This window comes from Saprospiraceae bacterium, from assembly GCA_016713025.1.
Classification (GTDB): domain Bacteria; phylum Bacteroidota; class Bacteroidia; order Chitinophagales; family Saprospiraceae; genus OLB9.
In genome coordinates this window covers 624618-650503 of sequence record JADJPZ010000002.1, presented here as the reverse complement: position 1 = coordinate 650503, position 25886 = coordinate 624618, and the positions used below count along the sequence as shown (strand labels likewise).

At 36.6% G+C, this 25886-nt stretch carries 25 protein-coding genes and 2 pseudogenes; 19 read left to right on the top strand and 8 right to left on the bottom strand.

Annotation, left to right across the window (positions count from 1 at the left end):
• Positions 1-169 precede the first annotated feature (169 nt).
• The 11 genes and pseudogenes from IPK35_02940 (at position 170) to IPK35_02890 (ending at position 7119) form a co-directional block, all read left to right on the top strand.
• Positions 170-307, top strand: a complete 138-nt coding sequence (locus IPK35_02940; protein ID MBK8052252.1) for a hypothetical protein — start codon at positions 170-172, stop codon at positions 305-307.
• 198 nt (positions 308-505) lie between these two features.
• Positions 506-1738: an NAD(P)/FAD-dependent oxidoreductase gene (locus IPK35_02935; GenBank protein MBK8052251.1), complete on the top strand. Its 1233-nt coding sequence runs from the start codon at positions 506-508 to the stop codon at positions 1736-1738.
• A gap of 32 nt (positions 1739-1770) precedes the next feature.
• Complete coding sequence (locus IPK35_02930) at positions 1771-2079, top strand: TusE/DsrC/DsvC family sulfur relay protein (protein ID MBK8052250.1); 309 nt, start codon at positions 1771-1773, stop codon at positions 2077-2079.
• A 31-nt stretch (positions 2080-2110) separates the two neighbouring features.
• Complete coding sequence (locus tag IPK35_02925) at positions 2111-2590, top strand: DsrE/DsrF/DrsH-like family protein (GenBank protein MBK8052249.1); 480 nt, start codon at positions 2111-2113, stop codon at positions 2588-2590.
• 492 nt (positions 2591-3082) lie between these two features.
• The gene (locus IPK35_02920) at positions 3083-3814 is read left to right on the top strand and encodes a hypothetical protein (protein ID MBK8052248.1); all 732 of its coding nucleotides are present in this window, start codon (positions 3083-3085) and stop codon (positions 3812-3814) included.
• An 85-nt stretch (positions 3815-3899) separates the two neighbouring features.
• Complete coding sequence (locus IPK35_02915; protein MBK8052247.1) at positions 3900-4769, top strand: pentapeptide repeat-containing protein; 870 nt, start codon at positions 3900-3902, stop codon at positions 4767-4769.
• A 338-nt stretch (positions 4770-5107) separates the two neighbouring features.
• Positions 5108-5635, top strand: coding sequence for a hypothetical protein (locus IPK35_02910; protein ID MBK8052246.1), 528 nt, complete (start codon positions 5108-5110; stop codon positions 5633-5635).
• 8 nt (positions 5636-5643) lie between these two features.
• A complete protein-coding gene (locus IPK35_02905; protein MBK8052245.1) occupies positions 5644-5826 on the top strand; it encodes a hypothetical protein in 183 nt (60 codons plus the stop codon).
• A 334-nt stretch (positions 5827-6160) separates the two neighbouring features.
• Positions 6161-6601 carry a hypothetical protein gene (locus IPK35_02900; GenBank protein MBK8052244.1) on the top strand — a complete coding sequence of 147 codons (441 nt, stop codon included), beginning with the start codon at positions 6161-6163 and terminating at the stop codon, positions 6599-6601.
• Positions 6602-6607: 6 nt separating this feature from the next.
• On the top strand, positions 6608-6802 hold the full coding sequence (locus tag IPK35_02895; protein ID MBK8052243.1) for a hypothetical protein: 195 nt from the start codon (positions 6608-6610) through the stop codon (positions 6800-6802).
• Positions 6803-6820: 18 nt separating this feature from the next.
• Positions 6821-7119, top strand: a pseudogene (locus IPK35_02890) (type II toxin-antitoxin system RelE/ParE family toxin).
• A 21-nt stretch (positions 7120-7140) separates the two neighbouring features.
• On the opposite strand, the gene IPK35_02885 reads toward IPK35_02890, so the two are convergent.
• Entirely contained in the window at positions 7141-8049 is a 909-nt protein-coding gene (locus IPK35_02885; GenBank protein ID MBK8052242.1) for an IS982 family transposase, read from the bottom strand.
• A 47-nt stretch (positions 8050-8096) separates the two neighbouring features.
• Between IPK35_02885 and IPK35_02880 the strand changes: the two genes are divergently transcribed.
• The 3 genes from IPK35_02880 (at position 8097) to IPK35_02870 (ending at position 9818) form a co-directional block, all read left to right on the top strand.
• Positions 8097-8402, top strand: coding sequence for a DUF4332 domain-containing protein (locus IPK35_02880; GenBank protein MBK8052241.1), 306 nt, complete (start codon positions 8097-8099; stop codon positions 8400-8402).
• Between the two features lie 17 nt (positions 8403-8419).
• Entirely contained in the window at positions 8420-8683 is a 264-nt protein-coding gene (locus tag IPK35_02875) for a zinc ribbon domain-containing protein (GenBank protein ID MBK8052240.1), read from the top strand.
• Between the two features lie 247 nt (positions 8684-8930).
• Positions 8931-9818: a hypothetical protein gene (locus tag IPK35_02870; GenBank protein ID MBK8052239.1), complete on the top strand. Its 888-nt coding sequence runs from the start codon at positions 8931-8933 to the stop codon at positions 9816-9818.
• A 16-nt stretch (positions 9819-9834) separates the two neighbouring features.
• Here IPK35_02870 and IPK35_02865 read toward each other — a convergent pair.
• From IPK35_02865 to IPK35_02840, 6 genes and pseudogenes are all read right to left on the bottom strand, one after another.
• Positions 9835-11044: pseudogene (locus IPK35_02865) on the bottom strand (IS256 family transposase).
• A 209-nt stretch (positions 11045-11253) separates the two neighbouring features.
• Positions 11254-13191, bottom strand: coding sequence for a PD40 domain-containing protein (locus tag IPK35_02860; protein MBK8052238.1), 1938 nt, complete (start codon positions 13189-13191; stop codon positions 11254-11256).
• A gap of 7 nt (positions 13192-13198) precedes the next feature.
• Positions 13199-13804 (bottom strand): DUF4230 domain-containing protein, encoded by a 606-nt coding sequence (locus IPK35_02855; GenBank protein ID MBK8052237.1) that lies wholly within the window; start codon positions 13802-13804, stop codon positions 13199-13201.
• Positions 13805-13821: 17 nt separating this feature from the next.
• A complete protein-coding gene (locus IPK35_02850; GenBank protein MBK8052236.1) occupies positions 13822-14661 on the bottom strand; it encodes a DUF3108 domain-containing protein in 840 nt (279 codons plus the stop codon).
• Complete coding sequence (locus tag IPK35_02845; GenBank protein ID MBK8052235.1) at positions 14658-15662, bottom strand: flippase-like domain-containing protein; 1005 nt, start codon at positions 15660-15662, stop codon at positions 14658-14660. The genes IPK35_02850 and IPK35_02845 overlap by 4 nt, the downstream gene beginning before the upstream one ends.
• Before the next feature lie 57 nt (positions 15663-15719).
• The gene (locus tag IPK35_02840; GenBank protein MBK8052234.1) at positions 15720-16589 is read right to left on the bottom strand and encodes a glycosyltransferase family 2 protein; all 870 of its coding nucleotides are present in this window, start codon (positions 16587-16589) and stop codon (positions 15720-15722) included.
• A gap of 82 nt (positions 16590-16671) precedes the next feature.
• On the opposite strand from IPK35_02840, the gene IPK35_02835 reads away from it, so the two are divergent.
• The 5 genes from IPK35_02835 (at position 16672) to IPK35_02815 (ending at position 20896) form a co-directional block, all read left to right on the top strand.
• Positions 16672-17208 carry a TlpA family protein disulfide reductase gene (locus tag IPK35_02835; GenBank protein ID MBK8052233.1) on the top strand — a complete coding sequence of 179 codons (537 nt, stop codon included), beginning with the start codon at positions 16672-16674 and terminating at the stop codon, positions 17206-17208.
• Between the two features lie 96 nt (positions 17209-17304).
• Positions 17305-17847 carry a nucleotide exchange factor GrpE gene (locus tag IPK35_02830; GenBank protein MBK8052232.1) on the top strand — a complete coding sequence of 181 codons (543 nt, stop codon included), beginning with the start codon at positions 17305-17307 and terminating at the stop codon, positions 17845-17847.
• Positions 17848-17963: 116 nt separating this feature from the next.
• Positions 17964-19118, top strand: coding sequence for a molecular chaperone DnaJ (gene dnaJ / locus IPK35_02825; protein MBK8052231.1), 1155 nt, complete (start codon positions 17964-17966; stop codon positions 19116-19118).
• A 24-nt stretch (positions 19119-19142) separates the two neighbouring features.
• Positions 19143-20555 carry a 23S rRNA (uracil(1939)-C(5))-methyltransferase RlmD gene (rlmD, locus tag IPK35_02820; protein MBK8052230.1) on the top strand — a complete coding sequence of 471 codons (1413 nt, stop codon included), beginning with the start codon at positions 19143-19145 and terminating at the stop codon, positions 20553-20555.
• On the top strand, positions 20552-20896 hold the full coding sequence (locus tag IPK35_02815; protein ID MBK8052229.1) for a hypothetical protein: 345 nt from the start codon (positions 20552-20554) through the stop codon (positions 20894-20896). The genes rlmD and IPK35_02815 overlap by 4 nt, the downstream gene beginning before the upstream one ends.
• A gap of 113 nt (positions 20897-21009) precedes the next feature.
• Here the strand turns inward: IPK35_02815 and IPK35_02810 are convergent, their stop codons facing one another.
• Positions 21010-25527 carry an HYR domain-containing protein gene (locus IPK35_02810; protein MBK8052228.1) on the bottom strand — a complete coding sequence of 1506 codons (4518 nt, stop codon included), beginning with the start codon at positions 25525-25527 and terminating at the stop codon, positions 21010-21012.
• Between the last annotated feature and the right edge of the window lie 359 nt (positions 25528-25886).

Below are 25886 nucleotides of genomic sequence, written 5' to 3'. Positions count from 1 at the left end.
CAAAAATATACATTTTTATTATCCTGACAATTGAAAAAGACCGGAACAATTGCGGTTTTTTCAAAGCATTCTATATTACCTAAATATCTAAAATGAGATTCGTAGTGAGAGCTTCAAATATAATAAAATCAGCATTTTTAGCGACAAATCATAGTAACTCCTATGGTGCATGACTGAACGTTGCGACAGCAAAATTGAGTGGGAGCTCAATTTAGTGAAGGAACCGTCAGCACACCTGACGGCATGGTCATGTTGTTTCAAAGGTCATAATATAGTATTTGGAGGTCGTAATAGATTATCATTTTAGATTTTTAGGTATTACTAAAATGTGTTTCGAAAAATCATTTTATGGATATTCTGACTGATTTTCTGAGATTTTAATGTTGTGTGAGTAACCTATGTTACCTATAGGCACTTTCAGAACTTTGATCATACTTATATATGACAAAAGTCACTTTTTGAATAGATTATAGCACCTACTTTTGAGTCATAATCATATTTGAAGATGAAAAAAGTAGTAATAATCGGAGCAGGTACAGGAGGTACCATTATGGCTCAGCAACTCAACAAAGAGCTCGATAATAAAAATTGGAGTATCACTATCATAGATGAACGCAAAGAACATTATTATCAGCCTGGATTTTTGTTTTTGCCATTTGATCAGTACAAACCTGAAGATGTAGTCAAACCGATCAAAGATTTTATACCCAAAGGCGTTGATTTTCTCAATGTATCTGCTGCAAAGATTTTACCTGAAGACCATCAAGTCATCCTGTCTAATGGCAATACTTTGCAGTATGATATACTTATAGTAGCCACAGGAACAGAAGTAGCTCCGGAAGAAATAGAGGGTATGCAAAGTGACGAATGGGGCAAAAGTGTATTTACATTTTATACCTACGAAGGAGCTGTATCATTGAGAGATAAATTGCGCGACTGGAAAGGTGGAAAGCTGGTAGTACACATCACAGAAATGCCGATCAAATGCCCCGTTGCTCCACTGGAGTTTGCTTTCCTTGCAGATAGTTTTTTTAAGGATAAAAAGATGCGTGACAAAGTAGAAATCACCTATGTGACGCCATTGAGTGGTGCATTTACCAAACCAAAAGCAACCGAAACACTGGAATACTTGCTCAAAGAGAAAAATATTCATATCGAATCCGATTTTGCCATTGAATCTGTAGATAATGAAAATAAAACCATCAATGATTATGGTGGCAAATCTATTCCTTTTGACCTATTAGTTACTGTACCCACCAACAAAGGAAGAGAAGTAGTCGAAATATCGGGCATGGGAGATGACCTTAACTTTATACCTACAGACAAAGGTACATTACAGTCCAAAAAATATCCGGATGTCTTCGTCATAGGTGATGCTACCAATGTACCCACATCCAAAGCAGGCTCTGTAGTCCACTTTGAAGCAGAGATCCTAACGGAAAACATACTTAGTTATATCAAAGGTAAAGAAATGACAGAACAGTTTGATGGACATGCCAATTGCTTTATAGAAACAGGCGGTGGCAAAGCACTTCTGATTGATTTTAACTATGATCATGAACCGGTGACCGGAACATTTCCGATAGCTGGTATAGGACCACTCAGACTATTGAAAGAATCGCGATTCAATCATTTTGGAAAGCTGGCATTCAGGTGGGTTTACTGGAATATGTTGCTCAAAGCAAGGCCCATTCCATTTGTAACTGCCCGAATGAATGAAGCAGGAAAAGATTTTTAATTTTTTATAAAACAATAAATTTTTAACACAATATGGACAAATTATTAGCAGGCAAAACCGTCTCTGTAACAGAGGAAGGTTTTATGACTGAATTCAGTCAATGGGATAAAAGTATAGCAGATGCAATAGCTGCTGAAAATGATGTAACACTCTCAGCCAGACACTGGGAAGTGATCGATTATATCCAAACAGAATACAAAAATGAGGTACCTCTCAGCATCAGAAAAATCGGAAAAAGTGGTGTAGTAGATATCAAAGAATTTTACCAGCTATTTCCTGTTGCACCTCTGAAGACAGCAACAAAAATAGCAGGCATACCTAAACCTGTAAGCTGTATTTAATCAAATTCATTCACAATAAAAAGAAACAAAAATGGAAAATGATGGAAGAATAAATAAGATGATGATCATCTTGTCCAAAGCAACACTTGAAAATGTGTATGCATGTTTTGTTCTGGCCAATGGTGCAAGAATGGAAGGTATTCAGGCAGAAATATTTTTTACTTTCTTTGGCCTCGAAGCCATACATAACAAAAAACTGGACCACCTTCATATAGCCACAGTAGGAAACCCTGCCATGCATATGCCTACTATGCTCGGAGGTTTACCAGGTATGGAAGCACTGGCCACTTCCATGATGAAAAAAGAAATGGAAAAAATAGATATGCCGGATGTAAGAGAATTTCTCGAAATACTGACAGCCTCAGGTGTAAAACTTTGGGCATGTAAGCTTGCCATGGATATGTTTCATTACAAAGAAGAAGACATGTTTGAAGACCTTGATGGTGTCCTTACAGTTGGTGATTTTTACAAACAAGGATCAGGTGTAGGCACACATATGCTATTTATCTGATAAGTACATAAAGATATTTGAGTATTTGACTCACGGGAAAGATAGAAAAGTGTTCTTATAAGCTCTTATTTCTGATTTCTAAACCCTGAAAGGGTAGAATTCTTAACATGCTAATATTCAAACCTTTAAAGGTTGAGCATTTCTATTGATTGCGCTGTGGGTTGCACCCACAGCTATTCATATTGAGTTCTTTTTGACTGGTTTTTTTCTTGCCCACATCGGAGAAAGCTGGTAGTTTCCGCTTTTTAGAGTGGACTCATAGCTTCGCTACACACCTTGTACTCAGCGGCATGGATCTCAGGCAAGTACAAGAATATCTAGGCTTTACTCATAACTTGTCCCGTCTTTAGCGGGATCACCGATAGAATGAAATCCGAAACAAAAAGTCCAATAGACGACATGGATATTTGAAGAAAAGAGATTACATTTGTATCCGGGATATACGCCATTTGGCGTCAATCCTCTCGTTACTGATGATTAAAAAAAACGAATATGCCAATTATAACAGAAGATAAAGATAATCCGAATGTCAAACATGTACAATTCTCTGATGAAGAATTAGACGAAATGCCAGCAATTGCAGTAAACGACACTCCAATTATTAGGTATCTAACAATTCCAAAGTTACTCGGCATGCTTGTGAACAAGTCAATTTGGTTTGTGAGACCAGACAAGTTTTCTGATGAATATGAGGGATTCTCGGTAATCAATATAGATGATGAAAATGCGAAAGAAACAGCTGACTTTTTTAGAAAAACAGGATATGTAAATTGCTGGAACTGGTTTAGAAGGGAATCTTTTCACTTATGGCATATATATGGTGGACTAGACAAATATGGTTTAGCTATAACCTCGACAGTAGAAAAGTTTAAAAACTCAATTGTAGACGAGAACATAAAGTCTACTACTCATGCATGTGTAGTTAATTATGTTGAACCGTATCGAACATATGATGGAATAAACGGTCTAATTTGCAATACGAGGAAGAAAAATTGGTATGATTATGAAGAAGAAATTCGATTTATTAATTACCAAGGGTATGAGGTGCCAAATGCAGGTGAAAACGTTGAATTAGATATAGTGTCAATGATAGATAGTATAATCCTTTCGCCATATGTAGATAATTGGTTTATACCAGCTTTTAAAGATTTAATTCATAAATATGGATTGAATCCGGACATAGTGAAGAAATCAGAAATTAGAGACTCGATGCTAAATAAGTAACCATCAGTAACAATGTACACCATGACCATACTCCCTATCGGTAGTACGGCAGGTGTACCAACCGTTCTATGCCAGAAATAAATAAATGATAAAGCAAATTAAAAAAAAATGGTTCAATCTAAAATCTACTATCAAATATTGGATAGAATATGAATTGGTTAATTATTCAGCAATCGTATTTTTTCTTTTAGCTGCAATTTTTTTCTCTGTATTAATATTTTATTTAGACTTTAAAGATCCACAATTTTCGTGGCACGACATATTGGTTGAAGCTCATGGTCTGATCTTTGACTTATTAATATTTGGACTATTGTGGACTGTTTTTGAATTCAATAAAAGTAAGAAGGAAAAAATAAAAGCACTAACAGATGAAATTAATGATCTAATACAATTAAAAACAGAAGAAGCAAGAGTAGGTATCATATCTAAGATGAACTCTTTATACTATTTAGGAGTCTGTAAATTCTATATTAGTGGTGCTTTTTTAAAGAACGGAAGTCTGCAAGAAATGGATTTGACTGAGTCAATTATGGTTCTAATCAACTTCGAGAACGGTTCTTTTATACGATCAACTCTTAAGAATGTTGATTTAAGGGCATCAAATCTAAAGAATGTCTATTTTACTGATGCAGACCTTGAAAATGCCAAATTAAGTAGATCAAACCTTTCTAAAAGTAAATTCACCATTACTAATTTTACTAATTCCGATTTAACTGATTGTGATCTAGATGAAGCAGAATTTGCGGGATGTTCGTATGAAAATGCAAATTTTTCAGGGGTAAAATTAACAAATGTTTTAGTTGATAATAAAGATTGGTTTGGAGAATTAAAGAGCCAGAATGTAATTGGGATAGATGAACTTGAACAATTATATACTGTTTCAGAAAAACCGATTGAAAAACATGAAGGACTTAAGTTTTACATTATTAAAAAAAGAAAGAAAATTCCAGCATAGAACACAGGCTACCTCGGACATCTCGCCCTATCGGGACGAGACGTCGGGTAGCCAAACCGTTCTTTGCTCATGAAAAGAAGACAGTCAGTCAAATTAATTGAACATGAACATCTTATGATCCAAACACTATGAATCTATCAGAAATACCATCGGGAATTTACCACGTAGGAATCAACAACTATTTTACAAAGCTGATAAAGTTATAAATTTTCCAACGTGGTGAATATCTTTGTGGTCAGAGACCAGAGATTTAAGTACGTAGGATTTGATTTAATTCCAATAAATCTTCACTTTTGATATTTTGAATCCAACGTACTAAAGCTATTGAAGGAGTAAATATGGAAAAACAAAAAAATATTGATGTTTGGATAGATAAATTGACTAATAGTATTGTCAACACAATATCAGGCGACAGTTTGCCTACTGAAGTAATTGAGGTCACGGCACAAGACCTAAAATTAGTAACAAAATCTAGGGGTTGGAACTTCAATTGGAAAGGGGAACTGAAGAAAGTAGGAGCGGAAGTCTATAAGTTGACTGTTGTGAATAACACAGAAATCATTCAAGGTCTTATAAGCATAGAAGATAAAGGAGATCACATTTTCGTGAACCTAATAGAAAATGCCCCATTTAATATTGGCAAACAAAAACTATATGAAGGTGTTCCTGGAAATCTCTTCGCCTTTGCTTGTAAACTAAGCTGGGACAAAGGAAATCAAGGCTTCGTGTCCTTTGTTTCTAAAACAAAACTAATGGAACACTATAATAAAACATTGGGTGCAGTGAACGTATTTGATCAAAGAATGGTTATAGAACCTAGAGAAGCGTTAAAATTAATTAAGAAATATTTCCCATATTTAAAATAAGTAAAATCATGAAACTAGCCTTAGAGCCTAAAGGAATAGATTTGGTTGTAGAACCACATAAATATACAAAATCTGATGCTGAACTTATGACCAAAATAATAAGTCATTATAAAGAAACGGGTGAATTATTGAAACTAACCAAGCCTAAAGTAGTATCAAAAGCAAAGAAAAAGTTAATCACGAAGCCATAACAAGTGCTTTGACGCCAGTTTTGGTTATCGCAAAAAACCGTCGTAAAGCACAGCCGTTTCTTGCTCATGAAAAGAAGACAGTCAGTCAAATTAATTGAACATGAACATCTTATGATCCAAACACTATGAATCTATCAGAAATACCATCGGGAATTTACCACGTAGGAATCAACAACTATTTTACAAAGCTGATAAAGTTATAAATATTCCAACGTGGTGAATATCTTTGCGGTCGGAGACCAGAGATTTTAGTACGTAGGATTTGATATAATCCCAATAAATCTTCACTTTTGATATTTTGAATCCAACGTACTTAAGGTTTTGAAGGAGTAAAATGGAGTTACCAAGATATATAACACAAACAGGTAGAAGTCGAAAAGTTTATCAATTTATTAGTGAAGGCCCTAAAGGTAACATCACAAAAAGAGTATATTTTCAAGAAACAACCAGAGAAAACTATGTTAGTCTTTTAATGGGAGGTTATGATAAACAAACAGATGAAACTGATTTCTTTAATGTTTCAAATAATGGCGATAGAGACAAGGTGTTGGCTACGATAGTTGATATATGTTACAACTATTTTGAGTTATATCCAAATCATGTGATAACCTTTACGGGTGCTAATGATGCAAGAACGAGACTTTATCAAATGGCTATTAACACATATTTTGATGAATTATCTTTAGATTTCCATATTTATGGGGAACTTAATAAGGCTACAGAACCGTTTAGAAATAATATCAATTATTCAGCATTTTATATACTATTAAAATAAGTAAACATGCATACTCAGAATAACATCATGGAATTGGATTTAAAAAGGAATCCAATTATGATAATCAATGAAGAATTGGACAATGTCAAACCTACAAATATACCTCAAGTAAAAATCGATAGTTTTGAAAATGCAGTTAAGTATACCAACCTTCTTGAAGTCATTGAAAAAGTTAAAAGGGAAAGAATCACGAAGCCATAACAAGTGCTTTGACGACAGATTTGGCTATCGCCAAAAACCGATAACATTTGGAAATCTAAAAGTGCGAAAGACGACGAACTTCTGAAGAAGCTCGAAGATGACATTTGGGAAACCTAACGAAGTGGTTCGACAGAGTCAATTCAGAACTTTGTATAACAAAATTGCTTATCGATTATTTGCATTTTGGGATGAAACTGAAAAATCAATGATAATTGCAACCCATGGAATAGTTAAAAAAACAGGTAAGACACCAAAAAAAAGAGATTGAAAAAGCCAAACAATTGAGAGTCGAATATTATAAATCTAAAAAGAAATGAAACTATATACCCGTTGCGCAGTTAAGCAGCAAGAGCCGTTTTGAGTTTGTTTAATGATTTTTGTTTGGAAAAATTATTTAATTGTAGCGTAGCAACTGCTGCCACTTTACAAGTCAATCTAGCGATAAGCCCGTCTGATGTTTTGGCATAATTTCTTTTCACCATAAATTGATCATCTAGTTGGGAAATTTTCGTTTCTATCTTTTTCCTATGATACGCAGAAGCTTTCGTCCACATCGTTTGACCTTTCATGTTAGCTCTTAAAGGCGTAACTAATTGGATTGATTTTGTCTCAAATAAGGACAACTGAACGGACTCAGATATATAACCTTTATCTCCAAGTAGTTGACAATCAGATATATCTATGATTTCATCAAGTTTTAAAAAATCAATATCAGCTACATTGGCTGGTGTTATGGCTACTGTGACTGGTATACCTTCGACAGAAGAAATGATGTGCATTTTATATCCATAATAAAATGCTTTAGAAATAGCATGGTACCCGGTTGCAGGTAAGCAATTAGGGTCATCCATACAGATTGTTGATCTGTTTTTTCTTGCATTTTTAGATATTGGGAGCGGCATACTGTCAACAATAAACTTATCACATTTAGGGTTGATAATATTACAAACCTTTGTACCCATCAGAGAAATATAGCTAGATAATTTTTTTCGCCGTCTATTGTAATTTCTTCTATCAATAAGGACGAACAAATCGTCATGATATTCTTCTTTTAGCTTATTAAAGAGATGATTTTCAGAATCAATACTCAAGGACTCCGCTGTCAGAGACAAGGCAACTAATTGAATATCAGACATTTTAGGTTTATTCGGGTATTTAAAGAAGTTACCATCATCAATGATTTCATCATTAAAAATAGATTTGCATATGTCGAAAATAATATCGAAATTTGTCTTTATGTTGTGCATTGCGAAAAAGTTTGAATGTTTCCGCTAAGTTACTGAATTTCAGTAATATGCACAACATATTTTTTATTATATATTATGATTACTTAACTGAGCAACGGGTAGATATTTTGGAGCTAACCAAATTGACAGATTTGTCTAGAATCAAATGGGTTGGAGTTACTTATGCACGAATGCTTTATGATTTAGGTGTTGATAATGTAGAGAAGGTTTCAAAATCTGACCCGAAAGATTTGCATACAAGGATTAATCTGATTATAAAAGAAAAGAATATTTTCAAAGGGGCTATAGGACTAAATGACGTGAAAATATTGATTGAGTCGGCTAGTGAATTGCCTTTAGATATTGAGTTTTAACTTTTAAATAATTAGTAATGGAAATCAAAACATTAATATGTCAAAGTTGTGGTATGCCACTAGATAAAGACCCTCAAAAGGGAGGAACAAATTTTGATAAAAGTATAAGTGATAAATATTGTAGTTTTTGTTTTCAAGACGGTAAATTTGTTGATGATGGAATAACACTTGAACAAAAGATTGCAAAAAATATTCAAATGGCTGTTAATATGGGAATGACAAAGGATTATGCAAAACAAATATCAGAAAGCATATTACCAAAGCTTGAAAGATGGAAATAACACCAGTTACAACAGCGGGTCATAGCCAATTGCGGGTTTTGTGAGTTATTTAGCAGTTCGTCTCGCAGGTAGTTTCTACAAAAACGAAGGTTTTACATTATATTTGTGTGATTTACAAACAGGAAGAGTCCGCCAATGGCGGAGAGACTTTCACCCGCGGTTCTCCCACAAAGCGGGACAAGTTGTGAGAACTTAGGGGTGTATTTCCCTTTTCTGACTAGATTATCTGTGATAAAAAATAAAAATCATGAACAATAAACTGATTAAAACCTCTGACATATTGTTGCTGAAACTAATTGTTTGCTTTGTAGCATTGCAATCATGCAATCTTTTACTAAACGGTAAAACAGAGAAAATTTTATCGCTCGAAAATGAAGATGCCATATTTGCTGTATGGCAGAGAATGAAGGTAAAACATAACTATTTGGATAAAGCACATGAGGAAATGATGAAAAAGCATGCAGTAGATCCAAAAGATTATGATAAAGATTACTATATCTCACTTTTTCCGGATGGAAGAGGTTCGATTAGTTTCAGAACAGAACTCGATTCATTAGTTTGGGTATATAACAAAAGCGATCAGATCATTATGCCTACACCAGGAAAATCCAACTTTGGTGGAGAAACTATTCAACTCATTGAAAGTGAAAATGATACACTTCTCAAATTAATTGACAAATCCGGCGTAGAGGAAATGTATTTTGAAAAACGCTCCAATCTTACAACTAACTACAAAGAAGATCCAAACTATCCAATCAACAATTTATGGCGAATAAGAGCATATAACAATAGCAGTGATTCGCAGATCGAATTTAAGGTCAACAACTACTTAAAACATTACGAATTGCTTTTTAAAGCATCTTTGGATAAACAAAGCAAAAGAAGCTTCACAAATGCACATTCCATGGGGATCTTGAAGATTTATAAAAGTGCATTTGGTATTGTAAATAAAGATCAAATCAGTGAAGATTGGTATAGTTACTTTTATACAAAAGAAGAAGCACTTAAGGCGTATGAAATTTTGAAGAAAAAACTAAAGGGTAACCACAAAATAATAAAAAAGACTAAAAACTGGGTAAAAGACAACTATGACATTTTGCATAACTTGAATGAGGCTGTAAAATATTTTGTGTAAACAAAACTTCAAAGAATTATGGCTGAATCAAATTATCCTCAAAGATAATTAAAATTTCATTATGAGTAATATGCCAGTTATGAATTGGCATTGTCCATTTAACTTGAATTTGCTGAATAGCAAGATATACAGATTTCAAGGCTGCCTGATCATTTGGAAAAAGTGTTTTGGTTTTGGTAAATTTTCTGATGGCTCTGTTGAGGCCTTCAATGGTATTAGTGGTATACATAATTTTACGAATGTTAGTAGGATACTGAAACATGGGAGATAGATTTGACCAGTTTGCTTCCCAACTTTTAATGGCATAGGCATATTTAGACCCCCATTTTGCTTTAAAAGCTTCAAAAGCAATGAGAGCAGTTTCCATATTTAAAGCGGCATAAACAGTTTTTAAATCAGCCAGGAAGGCCCTTCTATCTTTCCATGGGACAAACTTCATAGAGTTTCTGATTTGATGAACGATACAAAGCTGGGATACGGTATCGGGGAAAGCAGTTTGAATGGCCTGAGTGAATCCTGTAAGATTGTCAGTGCATGCAATGAGCATCTTTTAACGCCCCTGTCTTTGAGCTCATTTAAGACAGAAAGCCAAAACGCGGCAGACTCGTTGGCGCTCATCCAGATGCCCAAAACTTCTTTGATCCCATTGGTTTTCAGTCCTATAACGATATAAATACTCTTGTTGATGATTTTATTATCCTGCCGGATTTTAAAACAAATACAATCCATCCAAACGATGTAATAAGTATTATCCAAAGGTCTGTTTTGCCATTCCTGGATAGCCGGAATCATTTTGTTTGTAATATCTGAAACAAAGGTTTTAGAAACGTCTAAGCCATAAATTTCCTGAATTTGAGCTGTTATGTCATCAGTGCTCATACCTCTACTGTAAAGAGATGTAATGACAGATTCTACTTTCTCAGTGGTAGTTTGGCCCTTGGGAACAATGATAGGCTCAAATTCACCGTTACGATCCCGTGGAATATCCAACTCTACCTGTCCTTGTGTAGTGCGTATCTTTTCTTATAAGACCCATTCCGGGAATTACCTGAATTAATCCCATCGGGCGAGTGTTTTGAATAGCCTAAATGATGACTTAGTTCAGCTTTTAAAAGTTCTTGAATGCCATCTTTGTAAAGACCATTCATAACATTGTCAAAATCATTAAGAGACTTGACATCCTGAAGAAATTCAGAGAGATTAAGATTAAATTTGTTACTTTGCATAACTATTAAATTTGTTAGGTTAAAAAATGTGTCTGTACTTGGTCGCACAAACATATTAAAAAATTTTCCATCTGTGGGGGGTACCCCCCACAGATGGAAGCCTAACTCCTTGATACTAGTTTACACAATCTTTCTTACACTCCCACTTGAATGAAACTAAAAACTAAAGAATGAAATTTCAAGCCGATCAAAATGTGTCTGATTTCTGTTTATTCATTCATCTTGAATACCACAAACTCGGTCCTGCGGTTCTTTTGTCTTCCTGCTTCAGTATCATTGGTATCAATCGGCATAGATTCTCCCTTTCCTTCCGCCTTTAGTTTTTCTTTCGGTATCCCTTTATTCACAAGTGCTGCTACTACTGCCTGGGCACGGGCCGTTGACAGTTTCAGGTTATCGGTATCGCTTCCTACATTGTCTGTATGACCTGTGATTCGGATACCTACTGTTGGATTTTTTAATAATAATTGATACAACAGATCGATTTCAGTGGATGACTCAGGTAAAAGTTCTGAAGACCCCGTCTTAAAAAATATATTCTGGAGTATCACCGGTTGGGTATCCGTCATTTTTGATTCAGGTGTCAGTTGAACATCCAGGATAAATGGTTCGGTAAAGTTGGTAATTTGCCTAAGATCAAAGTTTCGAGTATAATACCTGTAGCCTTCTTTTTGTACGATACATGCGTACATTTTTTTTGCCGAAACAGAAGTCAAAAACGTTCCGTCTATATCTGTTTTGAGCATAAATGTCTTTTCTCCGGAGACCATTTCGATGATGCTCACCAATCCATCTATTGCCGTACCGCTGATGGCATCCTTGATAGATCCTTTTACAAATACCGATGGTTGGGGCCGCGCTTTTTCATACAGGTCAAAACTGTAGATATCCAGATTTCCCGTACTTTTTCCGGTGTGGGGATCTATGTCTGATGCATAATAAGCTTTCTGGCCATCAAGAGAGACCACCAATCCTCCTTCCTGATTTTCAGTATTGATGGGATATCCTATATTGACAGGGGTTTGCCATTGACCTTTCAGACTGTCTTTTCTGCTATAGTAAATATCAAAACTACCCATACCGGGTCTGCCATCTGTCCTGAAGTAGAGAGTTTGGCCATCAGGATGCAAAAACGGGGTTTCATCATTTCCTTCAGTATTGATGTTTGGGCCGAGATTGACAGGCTTGACCCAGGCATTTTTTTCATCTCTCCATGTCATCCATATATCTGCTCCTCCGATATTCTCTTTTCGTTTGCTGGAAAAATACAGTGTTCTGCCGTCCGGTGTCAGTTGTGGTTGAGAGTCCCAGCCTGCATTATTGACCTTTTGTCCCATATTGACAGGTTTCGTCCATTTTCCATCCAGGATAGTAGCAGAATACAGATCACAACTTCCATAAGAATCTCTTCTGTCGCAAGCTGTGAATACCAAAAATTTTCCATCAGCAGACATGGTGTGAGCCCCTTCATTCTGTGTGGTGTTTAGTCCGATCAAGGGAGTTGACACCATGTACTTACCCACACTGTCTTTTTTGACAAAATAGAGATCTTCCTGCCCGTTGTTACGTGTAAATATCATACCACTATCATCCAGACTTAAGCTCGGCGAATACTCCGATTGTTTGGTGTTGATATTTTCGTCCAATCTTTTTGATATAAATGGAACAGGGTTTTTGTAGGCATATTCTCTGAACTTCAGCTCTTCACTGATAAATTTTGCTTTTTTTACCTTCAGTGGATTTTTTTTATCTTTCTCGATATAGCTTTCCAATTGATTGACGGCCTCGCTGTTCTTTTGCTGATCCCGTAAAACCATCGCTAATGAATAGTACATTTCTGAATCAAAATCCGGGGCTTTTTTGATAGCCTCCTTAAATAATGTCTCTGATTTCTTGTATTCCTTGACTGAATGATAATTTGTAGCAAGCCTGAGGATTCCTTCGATAAAAAAAGGGTTGGCTTTTAACAATTCCTCATATTTTTTATTGCTCTTATTTAATTCTCCTTTTAGGGTTAGTTTTTTAGCTTCTATGTACAGCTTATTATCTTTTGTACTTAGCTGACCTGAGGTTGTCACCTGACTATGCAGCATTTCAGCCGCTAAAAGCAGCAACAGGAGCAATGGATTGTACATTTTTTTGGTCATCGATGAACTAGTTTAAAGGCGCAGGGCGGTTTTTTACGACCAGTTGCCAACCACCACTTTTGAGGGCCATTTCCATCATCTTGATGTATTCTGACTTTTGTTTTTCTGCCTCAGCCAGCAGTGGAGTGTTTTTGGCTTTAGTAGCGATGAGCTGTTTGGCCCTTTTATTGATCATATTGTATTCATCTGCGGTAAAGGAATTGAAAGTACCTTGGCTGATATCATAGTAGTCGAGATCGTGATCTATGGAAAGTATTTCCGGAAGGGGCATTTCGTTGAGTGTGATTGTTTTTGTCAGGCTGTCAACAGTGAGATTGACTTTTTCAAAATCATAGCCCACAGAAACTTTTGCTGTCACCCTTAGTATGATTTTTTTGCTGAAAAGGTTAAAAAAGTCATATTCATACGATTCTTTATAGTTATACAACTCTGAAAACTGTCCTTCTACGGTGATAAGTTTGGTGACTGTTTTGATTTTTTCAAGTACCAATGTAGAACTTTCAGCCTCTTGTACTTTAAAGATATGATTTTTCATGTAGTACCACATGGCAAATCCCAGTCCTAATATTAGGAAGGCAGATATTAATATTTGTTTTATACCAGGTCTGATCATTTCACTTTATTTTACATTCAGTCTTTTATTTCAGAATCAAGATGATACTTCAACCCTTTGTATGACTTCAATACCGCTTTTACACTTCCTACCGATACCGGAGATTCTATCAGCAATGGGAGTTTATTGGCGTCATCAGAGATCCAGATGGTCATTTTGTCTCCGTCCTTAAACACGTTACCTGCCACCAGATCAGGGTGTATTTTTATGGTCTTAAACTGGCCGAGATCTTTTATATCCTTTTTCTCACTTCCGTGATATCTGATATTGATAGGATATATCTCCTTGTCAAAAAGCATCTTTACAGCCATTTTATCGCCTTTTTTCATTCCATCTGTATTGATGTTTCTCATGTAATAAATGTTTGATACAATATCCTGCATACATTGATCCAGCTGATGCACTCGCGGTTTTGCATCTTCTCTCTTAGTCCCGTGAAAACTTACCGCAACATTTCTGTTCTGGTCAAAAGCAATACTATCAAATATTCTGTAACTACCTTCTTCGATGATTCGAACGAAATTTTTAGGGAAAAGTGTCTCTTTGCTCACACTGGAACAAAAGTAGTCGTTCACCCTGAATATTTTGTCATAACTTTTGTACGTTTTTCCGATGGCTTTCATTTCATAGGTGGCTGGTTTTTCTTCTACCGTAAATACTACCTCTCCGGCAGGCATCCATATAAAGCCAAGGTTATAATACATTTTGTATACTAAATGTTCCCCTCCGGCAAAAGCTTCATTCTGAATGCTGCAATTAGCATTTGAAAATGACTTTGTACTTTCAGAAAAGGAAAAAAATATCGCTGACAATGTCACCAGCAATACTACCAAAGTTATAGTTCTGAATTGATTCATTTAAAATATTTTTTTACATCTGCAAAGTATAAAACGGCCAATCCCGCTAATGACGGCAATATAAGATTGATAATCCAAAGTGCAAATGTAGCTGCCAGAGCTATAGCACTACTGATACCCAAGCCTGACCAGACCAGAACGGCCAGTTCTCCACGTGCCATGATACTAAGAAATGCCGGCAAAGGTATTCCTGTTTGTATCATATAAATACCCGCTACATTTCCGGCAATATCCAAAAGATGCCCATCTGCATTCAAAAAGTAAATAATCATAATATATTGCAAAAAGTAAACCATATACCTCAAAAACGACAATCCCAGCACGCTGTGTAAAAGATTTGTTTTGTACATATCCAATGTTTTAAGTCTTGCACTGATTTTTGATACGATCTTGTAGGGCAACATTTTTTCTATCATATGAGCCAATGGTGGCAAATGATAATATAGCACTATCAATATGGCTATTTGTATCATCACTCCAGCTACAAACGCAAAAGTGTTGTAGTAAGTAACATTAAAAACAGATTTAAGAAAAAAATAACTAAACGACAATCCTCCGCCAATATTACAGATATTCTGGGCAATACTTCCAAGTAATGTGGCGGATATGACTTCTGTTTTATGTTCAGGATCAGTGGTGATCAGTCTTCCTGCGTATTCGCCGATTCTTCCCGGAGTAACGATGCCTGCAGCAAGCCCTCCGATGACCGATATTATTGATGCCTTAAGCGTAAGTGTGATATGGGGCGCCATCAGTTTTTGAAATTTCAGGGCTTCAAGATACCAGTTGACTGGCATCAGGCATATACATAACAATAAATATCCAGACCTTAACTCTTTCCTGTTATTTAACCATATTGACTTTATTGATGTTTGTCCCTCGCCTGTCGTAAGTTGATAATACATTAACGCCAGAATACTGGCGATGATAATCAACTTAATTACGGCTGAGTATCTGTAAAAATAGCCTGAAAACTTCAAATTACAATGTTTTCTTTCCACAAAGAAAATGATTTTCTAAGTGAAAAATCAGAAAGTGTACGATAAAAGGTAATTCGGTCAAATAATTCGGTAGTTCCGATATGAAAAATCTTTTCCAAGATATTTTTTGGCGAGGTGTTTTAATCTATCCTTTACTGAGATTTTGTTTCTGGAAATATCGTGAGAGAATCTCCAATTCAGTCTTTTTATTCTCTCTTGCATGACTTTGGGATGACTCCCTTTAAATACTTCCAACCTATCAATTTCTGAATAATCAAACTCATCTCCGGAAGAAACATGCTCCCTGACCCACTCATCATTATGCCACAATTTCTGAAAATATTTTTGTTTCAATTGCATATTGACCGGAGGTTTTACCCAACCATAATGATGAATAACAGCTTTTACGGGTTTTACATTCAGGACTTCATTATTGTTTTTTCTGAAACCCTGAGCATCCCTGTAAGAATATATGCTTTTGTTATTCCTAATGACGCGAACCTCATGTTTATACCAAGCCGAAGACGTGGCAATATAATCATATGAGCCATAAAAATGCAGGTAGTCAAATAAAAGACCGTCTACTCTGTCATCTTTAGCATACTGCTCCATAGCCGATTTTACACTATCGTGATACTTTTCGTGCAGCACTTCGTCTCCCTGAATATATATACACCAATCCGCTTTTTCAGAAATAGCCTGAAAAGCTTTATCCGTTTCGACTGCCAGCACCTTTCCTTCTTTGCGAAGTGTATCATCCCATATTGTTTGGATGATCTTAATCTTTTGATGATCCAAGCTTTCGATAAGTTGTAGAGTTTCATCATCCGAATTTCCTACAGCTACTACAAAGTCATCACACAATGGCAATATCGATTGTATCGCCTCTACGACGGGATAGTCATATTTGATAGCATTTCTTATAAAGCTAAATCCTGTTACATGCATGTTTTTGCAACACAATTTGAAAAAGGATTGTTGTAAAATACCATAACTAATTGGATTGACGCACAAATAATATACGAACATCATGAACTGGTCTTTAATAAATAAGTTTCTAAATATTGTCCTGATAGTTTTGGTAGTAGGATACATTATCAATTACTTCTATCGCCTCCCGAAGTACGAAAGTGGCGAAAAAGCGTTGGATTTTACATCTACCTTGCTTTCCGGAGACACTTTTACATTATCTCAGTTGAGAGGGTCATACGTTTTGTTGGACTTTTGGGGCTCGTGGTGTGGTCCATGCAGAAGAGAAAACCCTGAATTGGTAAGTTTGTACAATGAGATGAAAGAAAAAAAGTTTAATGTTGCCGGAAGTTTTCATATTGTAAGTGTAGGCATTGAAACCAAAAAAGCAAGTTGGGAGAAAGCAATTCAAAATGATGGCTTGATATGGCCATATCATATTGGTGAAATGGATCGGTTTTCCGGTAAAGTAGCCAAATTGTACGGTGTAAGAGAAATTCCAACCAAATATCTCATAAATCCGGAAGGTATGATACTATCAGTAAATGAAGATATTTCCGAAATAAGAAGCTATCTATTAGAACAGACTGAAAAATAAGTGCCATTTTTGCAGCGATTTTCTAATATTTCTGTCATTTTGACCCAAAAAACAAAATGGCAATAAAATTGATAACGTAGTTATTGTCACAATTGTATGATCAATAAAATTAAAGAATTTATGTCCAATCAGGTTGAAGAAGCTTCCGAAAAAAAATCCAAAAAGAAAAAGGAAGTTGAAAATATTGAATTGCAAAAAGAAATAGAAACACTAAAAGCCGAACTGGATGAGTCGAAGGATAAGTATCTCAGGCTTTTTGCAGAGTTTGACAACTTCAAAAAAAGAAGTGTCAAGGAGCGTTTTGAACTTATGAAGACCGCGGCTCAGGAGACCATCACGGCATTGCTTCCCGTCCTTGACGATTTTGACAGAGCCAAAAAGAGCGCCGAAAGTGGGGCAGAGACATTTAGTGAGGGTGTTCAGTTGGTATATCAAAAACTATACAGTACTCTCGAGCATAAAGGTCTGAAAAGTATGGAATCTACCGGTGCGGACTTTGATCCTGAGTGGCATGAAGCTATCACAGATATTCCGGCTCCAAGTGAAGAAATGAAGGGCAAGATCATCGATACCGTGGAGAAAGGATATGTGCTCAGTGATAAAATCATCAGATACGCAAAGGTCGTTGTGGCCAAGTAAACATCAAGAGAATGAAACACCCACGACCTGGTGCCGGACACAAAGGAGAATGATTATTGGGTGTTCCATCTGACATTAATAACAGGCACTCAGAGAGTGTAAAGCTAAAAATAAAGATGAAAAGGGATTATTACGAAATATTGGGTGTCGACAAAAACGCAGATGAAGGCACGATAAAAAAAGCATATCGCAAGGTCGCCATGCAATTCCATCCGGACAGAAATCCCGGAGATAAAGCCGCTGAAGACAAGTTTAAGGAAGCAGCAGAAGCTTACGAAGTGCTCAGCGATGCCAACAAAAAAGCCAGATATGACAGATATGGCCATGCCGGAGTAGAAAATATGGGTGGAGGATTTTCAGGTGGTAGCATGAATATGGAAGATATTTTTTCACATTTTGGCGATATATTTGGTGACGGAGGAAGCCCCTTTGAAGGATTTTTTGGTCAGGGAGGTAGCAGAAGCAGAAGTGGCGGCGGTCAAAAAGGTAGTAATCTCAGAATAAAAGTGGCACTCACCCTGGAAGAAATCGAGGCAGGAGTCACCAAAAAGATAAAAGTAAAAAAACAAGTCACCTGCAAATCTTGTAATGGTTCAGGAGCCAAAGATCGCAACAGTGTGTCTACTTGTGGTACCTGTCAGGGTTCAGGATATGTGAGACAAGTAAAAAATACATTTCTCGGTCAGATGCAGACCACAGTAGTCTGTCCTACTTGCAATGGAACAGGTAAAAAGATCACTTCAGTCTGTACTGTCTGTCGAGGTGATGGGCGTACCATGGACGAAGAACTCATAGAAATAGAAATACCGGCAGGCGTACAGGAAGGAATGCAGCTTTCTATGCGAGGAAAAGGCAATGCAGGTCAGGGTGGCGGTCCTGCCGGAGACCTTCTCATCAATATCGAAGAAAAAGCTCATGATCTCTTCAGCAGAGACAATATGAACATCGTATATGATCTGTTTTTAAATTTTGCTGATGCTGCCTTGGGTACCAATGCTGAAGTGCCCACTCTTTCAGGCAATGTAAAAGTAAAAATACCTGCAGGAACACAGGCTGGTAAAATCTTCAGGCTGAAAGGTAAGGGTTTGCCTTCATTACAACAATATGGCAAAGGTGATCAACTGATCAATGTAAATATCTGGACACCTAAGGTACTTACTCACGAAGAGACCCAGATCCTTGAAAAAATGAGAGAAATGCCCAATTTTAATCCTAAACCCAATAGTGGCGAAAAAGGATTTTTTGAGCGCATGAAAGAGTATTTTAATTAATTATTTCTTTTCAAAAGCAACTTTTTGGCACGTAAAAAGAAATCCATTTCTGATCTCCTGATCACGGGAATAGCAGACAAAGGAAAAGCTGTTGGCCGCACTGAAAGTGGCGAAGTTATATTTGTGGAAAACGCCGTCCCCGGTGATATCGTGGATGTACTGGTATACCGAAAGAAAAAATCCATGAGTCAGGCCGCAGTTACTGCTTATAAAAAGTATTCAGAAGATCGTATAGAAGCTGCCTGTACACACTTTGGTGTATGCGGTGGCTGCAAATGGCAACACCTGGGTTATCAGGCTCAATTAAAACACAAATTTCAAACAGTCAGAGACTCCATAAAACGTATCGCAAAACTGGACGATTCCATAGTACTTCCTATCATTGGGTGCGATGACAACTTTCACTACAGAAACAAACTAGAATATAGTTTCTCTTCCAAACGATGGATTACTGAAAAAGAAGCATCATCTGATCATGTTATAGAGCAAAATGGAGCGCTTGGCTTCCATAAGGCCGGATATTTTGAAAAAATAGTGGAAATCAATCAATGCTTGCTTCAAGATGATCTGACCAACAAAATCAGAAACTTTGTCCGTGATTTTACGATAAAGCACGAGTACAGATACTACGATTTTCGCACACATGAAGGTATCATGAGGAATATGATCGTACGCAATACAGCCGATGGTCAATGGATGGTGATCGTTTCGTTTTCTAAAAAAGATAAAACGAAGATCACAGCTTTGATGGATGCCTTAAAAAATGAATTTCCACAAATCACCAGTCTCAATTATGTAGTCAATACAAAACTGAACGATACCATATTTGATCTCGATATTGTAAATTATTGCGGAAATCCTTACATCGTTGAGTCACTCGGACCCGTAAAATACAAGATAGGCCAGAAGTCTTTTTTTCAGACCAATACCGGTCAAGCCATTAAATTGTTTGATATAGCGGCAAGGTTTGCTGATTTTTCTCCGGATGACAATGTGTATGATTTGTATACCGGACTTGGAAGTATAGCTCTCTATATTTCAAACTTAGTACGACATGTGACGGGAATAGAAGAAATCCCTGAAGCTATTGCAGATGCCAATATCAATAAAGAATTTAATGGTATCACCAATGCAACTTTTTATGCAGGTGATGTCAGGGATATACTCAATGATGATTTTGTAAAAAAACATGGTAAAGCGGATGTCGTAATCACAGACCCGCCACGTGCTGGTATGCACGAAGATGTCATCGACACATTATTGCAACTTGCAGTGCCTAAAATAGTTTATATCAGTTGTAATCCCGCTACTCAAGCCAGAGACCTGGCATTGTTATCAAAAAAATACGATGTTTTGGCTATCCAGCCGGTAGATATGTTTCCACATACCCATCATATAGAAAGTGTAGCAAAACTTTCCCTTAAATCAGATATATGAGCCAGATCGATAAATTTTTAGAGCTCGAAAAAGAGTTACAACCATACAAAAAGATATTGTCCCAGGCATCTGATGTCATCCTAAATGAAAATGTATCAAAATACCCGATTTTTGTGGTACATCAGCAGGAAGTTGAAATGGGGATTTCGCTGATTGAAGCCGGTTCCAAACTCAAATGGTCTGTCAATGCTTCTACTCTTGAAGAGTTTGTGAGTAAAGAGATTATTTTTATGGACAAAGCAAGGGAGTTTATTGAAACATATAAAGATCCGGAAACCCATCTTTGCCTTTTTATACTCAGTGAGTTGGGAGCACAGTTTGTTTTTATACCCCGGGAATGAAATAAAAAAAGCCGAAGGAACTAACTACTTCGGCTTTTTTAAGGTGTGTTCAAATTTTCATGTTTGAGAAAAAATTATGAAATTTTAAACATGTTCTAAATTGAAATATAGAATTACTCGATTCTTAACATCTTGATTACTTTACTCACTTCATTATTCTTAATCTTACAGTAAAAAATGCCTGTTTGATTTCCAAGGTGCTTTGATCCTATGATGATAGACTGATTTCCTGATGATAGATTTTCAACACCGCTATACACAGCACTACCTTTAGCATCGTAGATGGTGATTTGTGTCGTGGATGGTTTTTTGAGCGACATCTGAATCACTGTTTCACCTCTGAACGGGTTTGGTTGATTTTGATTGATAAATGCTTCATCAGGCACTTTGGTTGTGAAAGAAAATCCTATTGACTTCTCTTCCAAACCCTTGGTGATAGCCAACGCCGGGGTAATATCACCTGAAAACTTCAATAGACTGCTTAGATCTGCATTTTTATTGGCTACAAATACCAGATTAAAAAGCTCTTTCCTCGTAGTATTGTCTATATCATTGGTATGGTGATATGCGATGGTGATATATTGTTTTCCATTTTTTTCCAGAATTCCTATATTTTCATCTTTGACACCGTAAGCTGCTGCTTCCACACCTGTATATACCAATCCTGGTTTTACTTCCATGGTCCATTGTACACCTGAGAGTTGATCCATCATGTCACTATATACAGGTACTACTACTATTTCTCCTGTTGATACTCTCACATCTTCTATATTCATCAGCCATTTGTCTGCTGTACGGTTGGCTGTTTGTTGTGTTAGTTTCTCACTTATACTGCCATTGACATCTCCGATTTTAATTGCAATAAAATCTGATTTTTTCATATTTTGATCAAGATTATTATACTGCATTTTACTGGAAAATATCCAAGGCTCTTTTGTATCAGCAAATTTGTGTGCTGCATCTACAAACCTCCATGAGGTATTGAATCTAAATTCGCTTTCTACTCCAAGTACCACTTTGCGTAGCTCCACAAGATCAGCAGCGGTCACTGATTTAGAATTATTGATATCCGCTGCTATCAGTTTGTAAGGAGAATCCAGTGTTTTTAATCCTAAGATATGCCTCTGCATGATGACAAGGTCAAGAGTGGTTATGCCATCTAAATGACCTGTATTTTTTTCCGGTTTGATCTCATAATCATTGAGCTTTGCAAGATTACTAAAGGTATACTTTCCGGATTGATCCGTCATCACTTCTCTCTCGGTCTCTCCGCCATCTATTTTTACTTTTGTATCAGAAACAAATTTACCATTTTCAGTGTAAATCGATCCTGAGATATCTAATAAAGCTGTAGGGCCACATGTCTTATGGTTATCCTGGATATCTATAGTGGTGGCTGTTTGGGTTTGATTTCTAGCAAGATCTGTGACCCAAATGTGTACTGTTCTGGTACCAAGACTGTCACAGTTGAATATTCTGAGTGTATCATTTAAATCACGGGAATACGAAAACTTCAACTGTTGTGCCGGAGTACAATTGTCACTGCTGAAATTGTCAAAAAACTTCGCTTTTACAGAAACCATATTCATTACCGGCATCAAAGTGGTTGCAAGCCCTTTCATGACTACGGCATTTGGACCTTTACAATCTCTTACTTTTACTAAATAAGTAGTAGTAGCAGTATTTCCACATAAATCACGTACTTCCCAGATAAATTTATGATCACCTATGGGAAAGCTTCGCGTTATAATTTCATCTTTTCCTGAAAATTCAGGTGTACCTCCATCATTAAATAAATCAAGTTTATAAGACCAAAGTAATTGGTTATTAGGTGTACAATTATCTGTAGCCTGAGTTCTTCTAAATCCCATTGGAGCAGATATACACTCATCATTAGATGTACACAGTGTAAAATCAGGTAAATGGGAAGTGATTTGAGGCGCCACAGTATCCCTTATCACTATTATCTGGTCAAAGGTCCACTTTCCTGGACTGCCAGGAGTATTGGTCTTATACTGGCACCAGTCGATGACTGTCCATGTCCTGAGGATTGCTTTACAATATGCTGGATTATTGAATGGCTGATCCACAAAAGTTGCAGCAGCCTGACTGCATCTGTCATTTCTTAAGACAGGTGACTTGGTGACTGCTGTATCCGGTACTGCTCTCTGACAGTCATAATAATCCACTTGCGCCGGTGGCCATGTGATGTTGCTTTCATTAAACTTGTGAAAATCTACGATATAAATAAATTGAGTATCAGTTTCTATATTGTTTGCACCATCCAGGATATAAAAATTCCGCTCTATTCTTCCGATATTACACATATTGAGTCCTCTAGTTTCAACTAATTCAAACTGTCGTATATCCGGACAATTTTCATTGAATACCCCATTTTGATAAATGGTTGGTGATGAAGGATTGGATGGATCGGTAATCGTAATTGTTTTTCTGACCGAATCCTGATGTTCATATGTCCCAAATTGACTTAGGTTGCGGATATCATATGGATATTCACAACTGATGGTAACATCCGGTAATTTGTGAATGATCGTCGGTTTAACCAGATCCCTTACTATCACAGTATCCATACATTCTGTAAAATTACCTCTCAGATCACTCACTCTTACTACTACCATAATGGTATCATTGACGTCATCGCAGCAGAAATCGACTGTCGGGCCAAAATCATCATCTACATTGGATCCGCATATTTTACCCATCCTTCTTGCTTGGTAAGAAAGAGTACCACCACATTTATCAATTGCACTTGTGATGAAGGACTGTGCGGTTACTGTAGCCTGATTAGTACTTAAGGAAATGATACGTTTAGGTATACATACAATGTCCGGCCCCAGTTTATCTTTCGCTGTTACTAATGTGGTGCATACTGCAGTCAGACCGCTCGTATCGGTTACTGTAAAAATAAAGGTATGTACACTGTCATGTCTGGAAGGTATGACAGATCCTGCCAAAGGAGTTTGGGTGAGCGTTATGTTTCCACCACAATTATCACCGTATGTTACTTTTGGTCTCAGGTCAGGGACAGTCATATAACAACTATCATTGAGTCCTACACTATCTACTGCTATACAGGAAATGGTAGGATTAATCATATCCATCACTGTTATGGTAAATGAACATGTAGCAGAATTTCCTGATGGATCAGTCGCTGTATGGGTAATTGTATGTATTCCCACCGGAAATGATGAACCAGAAGCCATACCAGCCGTTCTTACTGGTGTGATCGGACCACAATTATCCATCGCTGTGACGTTATAATTGACCACTGATGCACAAGTTGCTCCTGAAGTACTTGCTGTTATATTGATAGGGCAATTGATGGTCGGTTTGATGGTATCTCTTACAGTTACAGTGGCAGTACAGGTAGCCATATTACCACATGTATCTCTTACTGTAATTGTGATGGGTACTCTTCCATTATTGACGGCAGCATGCGTACAATTAAAGTTTACTATATCAGGATGTGGGGTAATAATTCTGACTATTCCTCCACAGTTATCCGTAGTACTGGATACCAATGTCCACAAATGAAAACCTGCTACCGTGCCCGTGTTTCCCAAGTAAATTGTTGAATCTTTACAAATAAGGGTGGGTGGGATGGTATCACGGATAGAAATCACCTGATAGCAGGTATCTGCATTTCCGGAGGTATCTCTAATGGTATAGTGTCTTCTTATCAGTTTCCTATTAGCACAAGTACTGTCTCTGGTTTCATCTCGTACCCATCTGAATGACGTGGAGTCAAGTCTCACATCATCAGTAGCACTGCCTCCTGCTGCTCTGAAAGCCATAAAAGTGGAGTAAGGGGAAGGGAGTGGAGTAGGACATTGAACTTTTATGGTATCGGACGGACAAGTGATGACAGGTGGTACATTATCTATTACTGTTACTGTGTGACAACATTCTTTTGCTAAATTACCATATCTGTCTTTTGCTTTCCAACATACCATTGTTGTACCTAACGGAAAATTTGCTATCGTGTCGCTATTACCAGTATAATTATTAACAATATCGGAAATACTGAAACTGCAATTTTCAGTGACAGTTGGCGGTCCAAAATCTACCCTGACAGTCGGCATCCTTTGAGCAATTAATCTTCCGTTGAGATCTGTTCCTACAGTAATATTTCCAGGACAAGTCAAAACTGGAGGAGTAGTATCTCTGATCATAATTAGATGATTACAAATATTATTGGGAGTTTCACAATCATCTACCACCCATCTTATGATAAAAGTATCCACTGATCTTGGCCCTATATCAATAGTTAAAGGATAATTACCTCCTATGTCTGGGGTTACCACAATCTCTGGACCTCCATCAATTGTATATGCAAGTCGCGAAATCGGGCAACTTACAGGAGGAGGTGGTATACTTGCTGTTGGTCTATTTGCAATCACATTGACCGTACAATTACTTCCTACATAAAAAGTTTGTGTACTAGGACATGTAACTGCATCAGGAATGGTGAGGTCGACGTTTTTGGGATGGTTCCCCTCATTTGAAAATAAAATACTGTTCAGATTTAATAGGTTTGCTGTGGGAATCAGCAAAGAAGCCATACTCACAATATATGTCAGATGCTTCAGGAATACATGCTTTTGCTTCATAATAAAATGGTTTATTCAATGAAAAATGGTCACGTTTTTGGGAAGGGACCTTGAATAAATCAAATCTTACTTTTAACATAAAACAAAGATTGTGCCAGATTTATAAATAATGTATTTTAATAATGTGAGTTGATTTATCCTTTATATCGATAGTAATTTTATTTTGATAAAAATTATGTATTCACTAAGCTCAAAATCATAATGTTGTTTACACCATTTTTCACAAACCAATTTAGAATATGTTTAAAATTTTTCTTAGTTGTAAATCAAGAGATTATGGTTCTGGCAATAAAAATTTAAACATATTCTTAGTTTGGGCATAACTTTACATTACAAATTTTATAATACTTGCTGGATAA